Source organism: Undibacterium hunanense, from assembly GCF_014284335.1.
Taxonomy (GTDB): Bacteria; Pseudomonadota; Gammaproteobacteria; order Burkholderiales; family Burkholderiaceae_D; genus Undibacterium; species Undibacterium hunanense.
Genome location: NZ_JACOGF010000014.1, coordinates 71,358 through 84,125, shown reverse-complemented (window position 1 = coordinate 84,125; position 12,768 = coordinate 71,358). Strand labels below are relative to the sequence as shown.

At 50.6% G+C, this 12,768-nt stretch carries 12 protein-coding genes; 7 read left to right on the top strand and 5 right to left on the bottom strand.

Annotation, left to right across the window (positions count from 1 at the left end; genetic code table 11):
• Nucleotides 1-289: 289 nt before the first annotated feature.
• Nucleotides 290-1,042, top strand: a complete 753-nt coding sequence (locus H8L32_RS22400) for a substrate-binding periplasmic protein (RefSeq protein ID WP_186949573.1) — start codon at nt 290-292, stop codon at nt 1,040-1,042.
• A 51-nt stretch (nt 1,043-1,093) separates the two neighbouring features.
• Here the strand turns inward: H8L32_RS22400 and H8L32_RS22395 are convergent, their stop codons facing one another.
• On the bottom strand, nt 1,094-1,486 hold the full coding sequence (locus H8L32_RS22395; RefSeq protein WP_186949571.1) for a VOC family protein: 393 nt from the start codon (nt 1,484-1,486) through the stop codon (nt 1,094-1,096).
• Between the two features lie 60 nt (nt 1,487-1,546).
• Complete coding sequence (locus H8L32_RS22390; protein WP_329605221.1) at nt 1,547-3,703, bottom strand: S9 family peptidase; 2,157 nt, start codon at nt 3,701-3,703, stop codon at nt 1,547-1,549.
• A gap of 256 nt (nt 3,704-3,959) precedes the next feature.
• Between H8L32_RS22390 and gshA the strand changes: the two genes are divergently transcribed.
• From gshA to H8L32_RS22370, 4 genes are all read left to right on the top strand, one after another.
• Complete coding sequence (gshA, locus tag H8L32_RS22385; RefSeq protein WP_186949569.1) at nt 3,960-5,606, top strand: glutamate--cysteine ligase; 1,647 nt, start codon at nt 3,960-3,962, stop codon at nt 5,604-5,606.
• A gap of 470 nt (nt 5,607-6,076) precedes the next feature.
• A complete protein-coding gene (locus H8L32_RS22380; protein ID WP_186949568.1) occupies nt 6,077-6,256 on the top strand; it encodes a hypothetical protein in 180 nt (59 codons plus the stop codon).
• A gap of 54 nt (nt 6,257-6,310) precedes the next feature.
• A complete protein-coding gene (locus tag H8L32_RS22375) occupies nt 6,311-6,514 on the top strand; it encodes a hypothetical protein (protein WP_186949566.1) in 204 nt (67 codons plus the stop codon).
• 418 nt (nt 6,515-6,932) lie between these two features.
• Entirely contained in the window at nt 6,933-7,565 is a 633-nt protein-coding gene (locus H8L32_RS22370; RefSeq protein ID WP_186949564.1) for a response regulator, read from the top strand.
• A gap of 55 nt (nt 7,566-7,620) precedes the next feature.
• Here the strand turns inward: H8L32_RS22370 and H8L32_RS22365 are convergent, their stop codons facing one another.
• Nucleotides 7,621-8,001 carry a response regulator gene (locus tag H8L32_RS22365; RefSeq protein WP_186949562.1) on the bottom strand — a complete coding sequence of 127 codons (381 nt, stop codon included), beginning with the start codon at nt 7,999-8,001 and terminating at the stop codon, nt 7,621-7,623.
• 352 nt (nt 8,002-8,353) lie between these two features.
• Between H8L32_RS22365 and H8L32_RS22360 the strand changes: the two genes are divergently transcribed.
• The gene (locus H8L32_RS22360; protein WP_186949560.1) at nt 8,354-9,721 is read left to right on the top strand and encodes a sensor histidine kinase; all 1,368 of its coding nucleotides are present in this window, start codon (nt 8,354-8,356) and stop codon (nt 9,719-9,721) included.
• A gap of 76 nt (nt 9,722-9,797) precedes the next feature.
• Here H8L32_RS22360 and H8L32_RS22355 read toward each other — a convergent pair whose 3' ends face one another.
• On the bottom strand, nt 9,798-10,625 hold the full coding sequence (locus H8L32_RS22355; protein WP_230412362.1) for a Crp/Fnr family transcriptional regulator: 828 nt from the start codon (nt 10,623-10,625) through the stop codon (nt 9,798-9,800).
• 308 nt (nt 10,626-10,933) lie between these two features.
• Here H8L32_RS22355 and H8L32_RS22350 point away from each other — a divergent pair, with 308 nt between their 5' ends.
• Nucleotides 10,934-11,395 (top strand): glycine zipper 2TM domain-containing protein, encoded by a 462-nt coding sequence (locus tag H8L32_RS22350; RefSeq protein WP_186949558.1) that lies wholly within the window; start codon nt 10,934-10,936, stop codon nt 11,393-11,395.
• A 106-nt stretch (nt 11,396-11,501) separates the two neighbouring features.
• On the opposite strand, the gene H8L32_RS22345 is transcribed toward H8L32_RS22350, so the two are convergent.
• Nucleotides 11,502-12,704 (bottom strand): AI-2E family transporter, encoded by a 1,203-nt coding sequence (locus tag H8L32_RS22345; protein WP_186949556.1) that lies wholly within the window; start codon nt 12,702-12,704, stop codon nt 11,502-11,504.
• Nucleotides 12,705-12,768: the final 64 nt, after the last annotated feature.

The window sequence follows — 12,768 nt, the reverse complement described above, 5'->3', positions numbered from 1 at the left end:
ATAAGACAGCAAGCATCGTCATTCCGTAGCGGGAAAAACGACAGGATGCGCAACTGCCTTATCTATCTTTATAGTCAATTCCAGACAAAATTCAAATGGCAAATCATGCAGGATGGATAAACATTTTTGCTCATTCCAGTTCTGGTCAGATTAACAAAAAAATTCACTTGACCTGTCTGTCGTCCGGCTCAATACTGTGTTTCGCTATACAGGCATGGGCTACAGGCATGCTGGCTTTGGTAGATACATATAGACCTTTGAGCATGATCTTCTCTTTTATGAGACTGCAATGAAAAAAATAATATGCCTGTTCGCGATGTGCCTTGCCCTGTTCAGTCCTACTGGCCAGGCTCAAACAGTCGTCGTTGAACCGATCAGATGGGTCACGGCTGAATTCCCACCCTTCATCTGGTTGCAAAAAGATGTACCACAGGGTTATGCCTATGAACTGATCGCCGCCATGTCCAGCCAGATGGGCAGGCAGCCAGATCTGACGTTCTACCCCTGGTCACGGGTAATCAAAATGGGTAGAGAGGGCAAATCCTACGGCCTGTTTCCGCTGGCCAGAACTCCGGAACGCGAAACCAGTTTCAAATGGCTGGTACCACTGAGCAAGGTCAATTACACCTTTTTTGGCCACCGCACGGGGAAAATCAATATAGAAAAGGCCAACGTTGACCAGTTGCGCAGCATGCGCATCGGCATCATGCGCGGTTCACTACTGGAAAAAAATCTGCAGGCAAAAAATTTTCGGCATATCGTGTACGAAAAAAATTACCAGGATTTGCTGAAAATGCTGTCGCTGGGTGGCATTGATGCCATTTACGCCGGTTACCCCATGCTGACCTCGGCGATAGAAGAATATGGATTTCGCCTGGACGACTTCCATACCGGCGCCAGCCTTGGCTCTGCCGATCTGTATCTGGCCAGTTCCCTGGGGGTGCATGAGAAAGAAGAAAAAGCCTGGAAAGCTGCCTATGAAATCCTGCAAAAGGATGGCACGGTCATGAAGCTGAAAAACAAGTATTTTGCATGGGATTAAATGCGGGCCTGTCGTTCGTGTCTGTCCATAGCCGAAAACAGGCCCCGCGCATTATCCCCCCATAGGCGTACACAGCTCGACCAGGCTGCCGTCCGGGCAACGAAGGTAAGACACTACCTGTCCCCAGGGTTTTTGCGCAGGTGCAGCAAGTTCCGTGGCTCCGGCAGCGATTGCCTGCGCATGGGCCTGCGCCACATCAGCCGTAGTAAAGGCGACTTCCATCCCCAGCGGCTGGGCAGAACTGTGGGCTTCCACATGGCCGCTGGAATAATTCATTTCGCCCATGGCATGGGCGGCAAAAGCCAGCGTCGTGGCACCCGTATCCAATTCGCCATACATGCCTGACTCATGCAAAAAACGGGTGGCAAAGCCAAAGGCTTTTTCAAAGAAGGCCAGTGATGCTGCCACATCGGGCACATAGATAATGGTGTAAGCAAAGTTCATATAATCGATTCCTGATTTTCAAAAATCTCCCAGGCACATAGCCTGGGAGTATCCGTATTTTTACTCTTTAATACCCCATTGCGACAACATCCAGGCTGAATTGAAAGCACCTTCACGTATCGCATCATACCGGCCAGAAGCACCGCCATGGCCTGCTGCCATATTGATTTTCAGCAGCAGGGGATTTTTATCGGTCTTGTAGTCACGCAGCTTGGCGACGTACTTGGCCGGTTCCCAGTACATGACCTGGCTGTCGTTCAGACTGGTGGTAACCAGCATGGCCGGGTAAGCCTTGCGGGCGATATTGTCATACGGTGAATAGCTGCGCATATAGTCGTAGGCCGGCTTTTCATTCGGATTACCCCATTCCAGATATTCACCCGTGGTCAAAGGCAGGCTGGCATCCATCATGGTGTTCATCACATCGACAAAGGGCACGGCCGCATGTACGGCGTGGAACAGGTCAGGACGCATGTTCACCACTGCCCCCATCAGCAAGCCACCGGCACTGCCACCCTGGATGATGAGCCTGTCCGGACTGGTCCATTTTTGTTTGACGAGGTAATCAGCGCTGTCGATAAAATCATAAAAGGTATTTTTCTTTTTCATCAGCATGCCATCTTCATGCCAGTGCTCGCCCATGTCACGGCCGCCACGGATATGCGCCTGCACATAGATGACGCCACGGTCCAGCAGGCTCAGGCGGCTGATGGCAAAGGTCGCTTCGGTAGAATAGCCATAACTGCCATACGAATACAACAGCAAAGGCGCACTGCCATCCAGTTTCACACCTTTTTTATATACAGCCCACAGCGGTACCCTGACACCATCCCTGGCTGTCATCCACAGGCGGCGGCTTTCATATTTGCCAGCATCGTAACCACCGACAATTTCCTGCTGCTTCAATACATAACGCTGCCCCGTCGCCATATCCACATCCAGCACGGTCGGTGGCGTCACCGGTGACTGGTACGACATGCGGAAGCGGGTGGAAGAAAATTCCGGCGTCCCTGCACCTGTTGCCAGATATACGGGATCATCAAACTTCACGGTTTTCCATTGCTTGCTGTTGAAATCATAGATGCGGGCACGATTCAGGGCCTGGGTCTTTTCAGTAACGACCATGAAATCCTTAAAAAGATCAGCGGCAAACACCAGTACATCGGGATCATGCTTCACCACTTCCTGCCAGTGCGTGCTGTCCGGCGTTGCCAGCGGTGCGCGTACTACGCGGAAATTCTTGGCGTTCTTGTTGGTGGTGATGTACAGCTCGCCATTGCGGTGTTCCACGCTGTAGCGATGGCCTTTTTCACGCCCCAGCACAGAACGGAACGTGCCACCCGGTGTGCCGGCTGGCAGCAGACTGACTTCGGCACTATCGGTTGCCTGGCTGGTCAGCACAATGAATTGCCGGTCACGTGTAGTCCCCACCATCAGGGAAAACTGCTCCACCGCTTCATGCATGATTTCTACCGGTGCCTTGCCCAGTTCCATGCGGAACAGGCGGTCAGACCGTTTGGTGACCGGGTCTTCCTGCACGAAAAACAGGGTCTTGTTGTCGGCAGCCCAGGCCAGCGAGGTCACACGCTCTACCGTATCAGGCAACAACTGGCCGGTTTTCAGATCCTTGATACGTAACTGGTATTGGCGATAGCCAACGGTATCTGTCACGTAGGCCATCAATTGTTCGTCGGGGCTGACCAGGCTGCCGCCGACGGAAAAGAACTTCAATCCCTTGGCCATCTCGTTCTGATCCAGCAGGATTTCTTCAGCGGCCTTGTCATCATAGGCCATGGCAGCATCGGCATGACGGCGGCAGGACAGTGGATATTGCTTGCCTGCCTCGGTACGCGAATAGTAATAATAATTGCCGCGACGGACAGGTACGGACAGGTCGGCCTCCTTCATGCGTCCCTTGATTTCGCCATACAGCTTTTCTGCAAGTGGCTTGACATCCGCACTCATGGCCTCGGTGTAGGCATTCTCGGCATTCAGGTAAGAAATCACATCAGGATTTTCTTTTTTCTGCAGCCAGCGGTAGTCATCCGTAACCACTTCGCCATGGCGGGTTTCCTGCCATGGCACTTTTTTGGCAATGGGTGGAACGGGTGGAACCAGCAGCGCACTGGAAACCGCATCGGCAGCCAGCACCAGCCCGGAAGTCGCCAGACCGAGTACGCTGGCAGACATGAGTACAGAGATTTTTTTGAAGGGCACATCAACTCCTGTAGGGATGACTGAATAAGACATTCTAAATGCGATGCAAACAAAACAAGAAATCTTTTTGCATATTGCTGCAACGCGGGATTTCCCGTGTATGAAATCATGCCTTCATATGACTGTTTTACTATTCAGAAAGTTTCCATCTGAAATTTGAGTGGCCTCGTATGTCATTTTCATTTTTCGGATATGCTTGCTCGATATTTTTTGCAAATGTGATTGCAAAGACAACTGAATCTTGAAGGAACACACCGTGAGCACTCTGCTAAACCAACGTCTGGCACTACTTGACAGTGAAGCAAATCGTCCTCTGCTTGCCCGGGGCTTGCGCGGTATAGAGCGGGAAACCCTGCGTGTGCATGCCGATGGCAAGCTGGCCTTGACACCACATCCACCGGCACTGGGCTCGGCGCTGACCAATCCGCAAATTACAACCGATTATTCGGAATCCCTGCTGGAATTCATTACCCCGGCAGAACCTGACATCGCCACGGCGCTGGAAGAGCTGGACAATATCCACCGCTTTGCCTACACCGTCATGGGCAATGAGATGCTGTGGCACCAGTCCATGCCCTGCGCCCTGCCGGAAGAAAAAGATATCCCGATTGCCTGGTATGGCAATTCACACATAGGCATGATCAAGCATGTATACCGGCGCGGGCTGGCCTTACGCTATGGCAAAAGCATGCAATGCATCGCCGGTATCCACTACAACTATTCGCTGTCGGAAGATTTGTGGAAGGTTTTGCAGCAGGCAGAACAGACGCCCGGCACGCCCACCTACGTGCAGTCGGAAAACTATATCGCGCTGATACGCAATTTCCATCGCTATAGCTGGCTGCTGATGTATCTGTTTGGTGCATCACCAGCACTGTCCACGCCTTTCCTGCGTGGCCGCCCACACCAGTTGGATACCCTGTCAGACGATACACTGTACTTGCCCTATGCCACCAGTCTGCGCATGAGCGACCTGGGCTACCAGAACAACGCCCAGGCTGGCCTGGTGCCGCCCTATAACACCTTGCTGGAATACATGCGCAGCCTGTCGCTGGCGGTACGCCAGCCTTACCCTGAATATGAAAAAATAGGGACGCAACAGGATGGGGAATGGGTACAGATCAATACCAATGTGCTGCAAATTGAAAACGAGTTTTACGCCACCATACGCCCCAAACGCGTCATCAAAACCGGCGAACGCCCGATTGAAGCCCTGTGTGCACGTGGCGTGCAGTACATAGAAGTGCGCTGCATGGACGTGAATCCCTTCGACCCACTGGGCATCAGTCTGGAAACTTCCCGTTTCCTCGATGCCTTCCTGCTGTTCTGTGCCCTGGATGACAGTCCACTGACAAATCAGACCGAAGGCGATGAAAATGTCGACAATTTTGCACTCACCGTGAAACAGGGGCGTCGTCCTGGCCTGATGTTGTCACGTCGGGGTCAGGCTATCTCGCTGCAAGACTGGAGCAGGGAATTGCTGGAGAAAATTACACCGGTAGCCGCCCTGCTGGATGCCCAGCGTGGTGATGACAGCCACGCCCAAACCCTGCAGGTCCAGCGTGAAAAATTGATCGATCCTGAACTGACACCATCTGCCAAAGTACTGGCAGCAATACGCGCATCGAATAATTCCTTCACTCAGTTTGCATTGCAACAAAGCAAGGTGCTGGCCGATGGATTCCGCGCCCATCCTCCTGCTGCCGATCAACTGGCCCTGTACACCAAAATGGCTGAACAATCACTGGCAGAACAGGCTGCCATGGAGAGTTCACAAACCGGCAGTTTTGATCAGTTCATCCATGATTATCGCTCACGTACATCAAGCGAAATTTGCTGCGATACCTTTAATGCCGCAGCGCTGACACAAAGTGTAAAGGTGCAGGTCGCTTCAGCAAATTAAGCCTGTGCCCGCAAGCGGGCGGTACTGCAATGAAAAACATACATTGAGGACATAAATGAAGAACGTAATAGCCACCAGATTTGGTGGCTATTACATATTCATCCCCTGAGTACCGAAAAGTCTTCACGCTGTTTTCCATAGCGTCCGTAAGTCGCCTCGCTCAAGCGAATGTAATTCCCCTGCCACCTTCCAGCCAACATCGCAGACCGGTCATCCTGTCGTCATGACATGCCCATGCCGGGCGCTGCATTACTTCATCTAATCCTACAAATGCAGACGCTCGTGTCCTATATGGGAGCGCCCGGGGCCGATGCTAGTATGGATTCCAAGTCGAAAACAGATACAGCTGCACGCTGGCAGATAAAGACTTACTGGCAACCTACGGCGGGTTTACCGCATATATCAGGATTCACCGATCTTCTGGAGAAATCGCAATGAATACATGTCTATTTAAAAGTGGAATATTTTTTATGCATGGCGCATTGCGCCTGGGTGTGGGCAACCTGCTTGGTAAGCAACAACTTCGCGCCAGCGGCTATCAGATGCTGACGAATGCCAGATGCCAGCTCGTCATCAGTGATGCGCAAAAGGTGATCAGGCAGTGCATCAAACGCCAGCAAAATAACCTTACTTCGGTCTCAGGGTCCTGATCCTGGATCATTTTGAACGTACTTCTTAACGAACTACTCTTTTTGGAGAAAAACATGATCGCTACCAAACACCTCTTCCTTGCGGCCGGTCTTGCCAGTCTGGCGCTGCTGACTGCGGTCAGCAAGACACTGCACCGCGAAAAACATGTCGCCAAGAAATTACACAAAACCGAGTTAAGCACCTGGGAAGGCGAAGGTGGCAATCTGCCGCCAAAAACCAGCACCAAGGCTGAGAATAAAGATACAGGTGCTGTATAGCCTTGCGCGACGCTTGCGAGCTTAATCTGCTCAATCACCCTGCCCCCGTCTCCAGCTCGCCGCTGTATCCTCAGGAAGCAACAGAGGCTACAGCGCATGGAGGCCACGGACGCCACGCACCCCACACACCCATATCCCAGGACTACACCTATCCTGCCAGTTTCCATGAGCAACATAGCCTTGATATGCTCACTTCCCCCCATATATTTTGTTCAGGTGCTATGCTGTCAACATAAACGCATGACGTGCAGCACAGTTCTGATGCCTTATTGAAACTAATGAGATATTACAGTTGAAAACAGCGTGCCTTACACTTAGCTTGCCCTGACAGGCGGGAAACCGTCTTTCGCTTCTGTTTTAGCCCTTACAGCCGACAGGCGGGCATAATTTTGTGCGCTCTTACCTTTCTAGGAAAAAAATGATACGTATCGCAGTCTGTGACGACCATCAAATTGTGCGGGCCGGTTTCAAGCAGATATTTTCAGGAGTCAGTGATTTCGAGGTGGTTGCAGAAGCCTCGACCGGGCGTGAAGCCCTTGAAATCGCCAGAAAAGAAGCCTGTGACGTCATGCTGCTGGATATCAGCATGCCTGACCAAAGCGGTATTGATACCTTGCGGACCATCAAGCAGGGGCAGCCAGAGTTGCCTATCCTGATAATGAGTGGCTATCCTGCGCAGCAGTATGCCGTGAACCTCTTGCGTATGGGAGCGAATGGTTATCTGAACAAGGAATGTGATGCAGATGAGCTCATCAAGGCTGTACGTACGGTTTCAACCGGCCGTCGTTATGTCAGTGCAGACGTAGGAGAGATCCTGGCGCAGGGCTTTGATCGCAATGCCGATACTGCCATGCATACGGAACTGTCTGACCGTGAATTCCAGGTATTTTTAAGACTGGCCAAGGGTGAATGCGTATCTGACATTGCCGTGACTCTGTCGCTCAGCGTAAAAACCATCAGCACCTATCGGACCCGCGTGATGGAAAAAATGAACCTGCAATCAAACAGTGATCTGACGTACTATGCGATGAAGAATAATTTGCTCGAATAAACACATCAAGGTGATATCGCCGCTTAAATAAAACTGCGGGCTGGAACAGCCGGTTTTAGTGAGCCAGGGCCTGGATATGGTCAACCAGGTGATCCATTTCGCGGGATTTGTCAAAAAAGCCTTCGGCTCCGAGTGACATGGTGCGGGTTTTCAGTGCGTTGCTGGGGTTGCTGGTAAACACCAGGCGTGATCCATAAGGACGTCCATCATTTTTCAGGCCGGACAAGACAGCCAGGCCGCTGCCTTCACGCAAGCTGATATCCACTATGGCGACATCCCATTCGATAGAACGCAACTTGCTCAAAGCCTCTTCTTCGCTTTCTGCAAAACCGATGACTTCCACATTTTCAGTCTGCTGCAACACCTCAATCAGCACTGAACGAATTCTTTGTGCATCTTCGATTAAAAATACTTTCAATTTTTTCTTGTCGTCCATTTTGTTCCAAACTATTGGGAACTGAAGCTTAACAGTGATAAGACCATCCACATTGCTCATGCGGCGTCAATGGAATTCATTTTAAGGAGACTACAGTTGATTAGCAATAAGCGTTCGCGGAATAATTTGTAGGAGAAGACCTACGTCACGGATTTTCCGGGGCGAAATAAAATCTCACAAAATTTACGACACATAATTTATCAATTGAGGTATTGTTTTCATCGCTGGTGAACAAGTCAGATCAAGCCAGATTTTCCGGCTTAAAAGAAAAAACGGATGCAGATCTGCATTACCATGTCTATCTTCAGCAGCAATGGAATGCGCATTTCAGCCACTTCTTGAGGAAATTTTCTTGAAAAAAACCACATCCACGTCGATACCTCTGTACATCACGTTTTTATTCATGATCTGCCTTTTCATTTTGATTGGCAACGCCTATTCCTCGTACCAGAATCTGGAAAAGCTCAAGGCCAACAATGACTGGATGGAACATAACTGGAGTGTAAAAGACAAGCTCAAGGACATCAACCTGCTGATCATGGATTCTGAAAGCAGTCTGCGCGGCTATTTCATGTCCGGCAATGAAGTCTATATGCGCCCCTGGGAAATAGCCAGGGGCAAGCTGGAAAGTGACTTCAGGGAACTTGACAAGCTGTTGCAGGACAATCCTTCACAAATCAAAAACCTGGCAGAACTGCGCAAGCTCTACGACAGCAAGGCCAGGGTATTTGAGCATGGTCTTGCAACATATAAAGAATTTGGCCTGACCGGCATCATAGAACTGGCGAAAGTGGGTGAGGGCCGCGATGTCATGGATGAAATCCGGCTACTCGATATCATCATGGAAAAGGAAGAAAATGAAGCCCTGGCAGCCAGACGCCAGCTGTCGTACACCGAATACCAGGATGCGCTCTTTTTTGGTACGGCAACCAATGCTATTGCACTACTGGTACTGATTTTGTTTTATCGCCTGATCTACCGGAGCTTCTATAAGCAGCGCGGCATAGAAAATGCGCTGAAGACCGCCAACGACAATCTTGAATCCACAGTATTAAAACGCACCGAACAATTGTCTGTCTTGTCGCATCACCTGTTAAATGTTTCCGAAAAAGAGAAAGCCAAACTGGCACGTGAACTGCATGATGAAATGGGCTCGAATCTGACAGCGATCAGCATGGATATTTCGGTCGTCACTGAAAAACTCAAGGACAAGGAACCCGAGCTGGCAAAACAGTTACAAAGAACCAAACGTGCCCTGCTGGACACGGTTGATCTGAAGCGCCGCATCATAGAAGACCTGCGCCCCAGTATGCTGGATAATCTGGGCCTGTCTGCCTCGATACAACACTATTGTGAAGAAGTGACGGCGATTGCCGGCATCGCTTACGCGGCAGACATTACAGAAGATTTTGATACCATCGATCCAGCCTGGTCGATTGCCCTGTTCCGCATTACCCAGGAATCGCTGAACAATGTTGTCAAGTACGCCAAGGCCACTGAAGTCAAGATCAGCCTGAAACGCACAGAACAAGGCTTGTGGCTGCAGGTTCTTGACAATGGCATAGGCATACAGACTGATGCCATCAGCAAACCAAAAACCCATGGCATATTGGGAATGCGTGAACGTGCCCTGCTGCTGGGGGGCAGTTTTTCTGTCAAATCCGGCCCGAACAACCGGGGCACGGTCACGGAAACCTTCATCCCTTTTAAAGAACAGTAAAACATAAAAAACCCCGCTGTTGCCAGCGGGGTTTTGCATTACATTGTCCTGAGTGCCTGTCGGCCAGCGGGCATATTTAGCGCAACATGCCGGTAGACAGTATCTGGTCAAATTCCTGTTTGGACACACGATAGCACTCGCCCGCATGCATTTCCAGTCCTTCACGATCCAGCACGGTGATATTGCCACGCTTGTACTGGATCAGGCCTTCAAGCTGTAATTTACCTGCGGCTTCAGTAACGCTTTCACGACGTACGCCCAGCATGTTGGCTATCATTTCCTGGGTCACTTTCAATTCATTGCTGTACAGACGATCCAGCCTGTCAAGCAACCAGCGCGACAATTGCTGATCAATCGAATAGTGACGTCCGCACACGGAGTTTTGTGCCATCTGGGCAAACAGGGCCTGGGTATAACGCATCAATATCTGCTGCAGTTTCCCGCCCCTTGCATAGGCTTCCTTCAATACCGAGGCTTTCAGTTTGTAGGCGCTGCCGGCGCATTGCACCATCGCTGTACCCAGAGCACGTTCGCCCATCACCACCGAGATACCAAGCAAACCTTCATGTCCTGTCACGCCGATTTCAGTGACATCCCCATCTGCCAGTACGTACAGCAAGGCAACCACGGCTGTAACCGGAAAATACACGTGGGACAATTTGGCACCGTATTCATAGAGCTCTTTATCAAAAGGTAACTGCACCAATTCCAGATGTGGCAAGAGGAATGCAAGTTCATCTTCAGGCAAAGCCGCCAGGATATCATTTTGTATGCCGTCATCCAGCAGGCCAAGGTCTGTCCTCGCTGCCGGAGTATAGTCTACTGAATATCTGCGATGCAGCGTAGCACCAGAAGTCAGTGCTGGATGTGCGACCATTGAAACCCGTGTTTGCGTGGTATTCATTATTGCTCCTCTTTTCAAAGACATCTACACAGCATTATTTTCCTGGTATCGACATCGGCTCATTTCTCGATGTGCGTCAGGTTAAGTACACTATAGTTTTTTATCTTTGAAACAGGCATCAGACAGTCCGGCAAGCGTTTGTACGCTGACAGCGCCGTACTATGTGGGAGTAGTCCTACAGCAGACCTCAGCTCCCTGTAGTCCTCTCAGCAGAATAATCATTCATGCAGGCGAACGTTCGTTATCGCACCGATAAACATGCTGGCGAAAGCTATATTTTTTCACGTTAACAACAGTGGAGAATGATCATGAATATCTGCAGGCAAACTACCATCGCTGTGAGCATTGCTGCGTCTGTACTGCTGGGCGCATGCAGCAGCTCCCCATCAACAACAACGGTCTACCCGACCTCACAGGGAGACTACAGCAACTACGGCATGATTGAATCGATACAGATCGTGCAGATGTCGAGCGAGAACAAGGGACCAGGTGCAGGAGCCATAGTAGGCGGTATTGTTGGTGGTATTCTGGGTAATCAGGTTGGTGGTGGTACCGGCAATACGCTGGCTACTGCCGCTGGCGTTGTTGGTGGTGCCGTCGTCGGCAATAACATAGAAAAGAACAACCGTAACCAGCAAGTGCGTGAAGCCTATCAAATCAGCGTGCGTCTGGACAATGGCGTCTATCAGACAGTGGTACAAGACAATATTGCCGACCTGCGTGTCGGCAATCGTGTGTATGTGAAAAACAACTACGTGTACCGGAACTAAGCTCTGCAACTAAGCTCTACAACTAAGCTGCGGCGTCATTCATATCCTGAAAACCAGATAGTCATTCCCTGAGGGGAATGACTATTTTTTTGCTCACTGCACCCACCTATTCACTCAATAGCTCGGCAACGGTTTGCATGCCATCAATATGCTCAGAGACGACTTTCACGATAACGATAATCGGCACCCCCAGCAACAGACCCCAGGCACCCCACAACCAGCCCCAGAACAAAAGTGAGATAAAGACGGCGGCAGTATTCATACGGGTGATGCGTCCTGTCATCCAGGTAGTGACCACCGTGCCCACCAGTGCCGCAATTGCGATCGAGATACCTGCTACCAGCAAGGCCATGGAGATGGTACCAAACTGTACATAGGCAACCAGACAGACTGCCAGGGCCATCAACAGCGAGCCGAAGTAAGGAATGATATGCAGCAGACCACTGGTCACCGCCCAGGCACCGGCGTTTTCCAGCCCCATGAGATGAAACGCGATCCAGCTCAACAAAGCCAGTAAACCGTTGGTGATCAATAACATGAACATATATTGCTGCACCGAGGTATTGATCTTGCTCAGGATTTGTACAGTGATGCGCTTCTGTGTCAGCGAGGGGCCGGTAATCTTGACCAGCTTGCGCTTGAACTTGTCACCGGACAACAGCAGGAAAAAAATCAGAAACAGGGTCATGATGGCCTGTCCCAGCAAATTCATAATGCCGAGTGAGCCAGCCAGCAACAGTTCACGCAATTTCAGTACAGGTGTTTCGCTGACCACCGCTTTCTTAACGTTGGGCTGAATGCCTGTTGTCGCCTGGCTGGTTGCCTTTTCTATTTCAGTGGCTGCCTTCTGCATTTTTTGCATCAAACCAGTTTGGCCGATTTGCAACTTGCTCATTTCACCGGAAAATTTTCGCGTCGCGACGGGTAACTGGTCAAGAATGGCATCAAATTCAGTGTGCAATGAGCTAATCTGCGTGACAAGGATGGTCAACATGCTGATCATGACCACCGTGGTGCCGATCACTCGCGGTACACGCAAGCGTTGCAAGGCATCAACCAGCGGAGACAGGGTGTAGGCCACCAGGATACCAAAAACCAGGGGAATGAAAAAACGTTGCGCGGCACTCAGCGCAAAAAAGAAGGCGACGGTTGCCAGTATGGTCAAGGCAACGCCACGGGCATTCACATGAATACCAGGAAATAATTGCGGTTGCGCTTCAGCAGGTGCCACTGCTTTTATCTCGGCAACCACAGAACGGCCAGTCTGCCGGTTGTCGCTGTCGTCCGTTTCAGAGGGAATATCTGGCATAGGCATGTCCATCGCTCTGGCCCACCTTTTTTGAGTTATTGTGAATATGCTGAATAAGCGACTT

What these genes read in the sequence shown, in the direction of transcription:
- H8L32_RS22395 (WP_186949571.1), bottom strand. Translation starts at nt 1,486, where the DNA reads ATGAACTTTGCTTACACCATTATCTATGTGCCCGATGTGGCAGCATCA.
- H8L32_RS22380 (WP_186949568.1), top strand. Translation starts at nt 6,077, where the DNA reads ATGCATGGCGCATTGCGCCTGGGTGTGGGCAACCTGCTTGGTAAGCAA.
- H8L32_RS22400 (WP_186949573.1), top strand. Translation starts at nt 290, where the DNA reads ATGAAAAAAATAATATGCCTGTTCGCGATGTGCCTTGCCCTGTTCAGT.
- H8L32_RS22355 (WP_230412362.1), bottom strand. Translation starts at nt 10,625, where the DNA reads ATGAATACCACGCAAACACGGGTTTCAATGGTCGCACATCCAGCACTG.
- H8L32_RS22375 (WP_186949566.1), top strand. Translation starts at nt 6,311, where the DNA reads ATGATCGCTACCAAACACCTCTTCCTTGCGGCCGGTCTTGCCAGTCTG.
- H8L32_RS22350 (WP_186949558.1), top strand. Translation starts at nt 10,934, where the DNA reads ATGAATATCTGCAGGCAAACTACCATCGCTGTGAGCATTGCTGCGTCT.
- H8L32_RS22345 (WP_186949556.1), bottom strand. Translation starts at nt 12,704, where the DNA reads ATGCCAGATATTCCCTCTGAAACGGACGACAGCGACAACCGGCAGACT.
- H8L32_RS22365 (WP_186949562.1), bottom strand. Translation starts at nt 8,001, where the DNA reads ATGGACGACAAGAAAAAATTGAAAGTATTTTTAATCGAAGATGCACAA.
- H8L32_RS22370 (WP_186949564.1), top strand. Translation starts at nt 6,933, where the DNA reads ATGATACGTATCGCAGTCTGTGACGACCATCAAATTGTGCGGGCCGGT.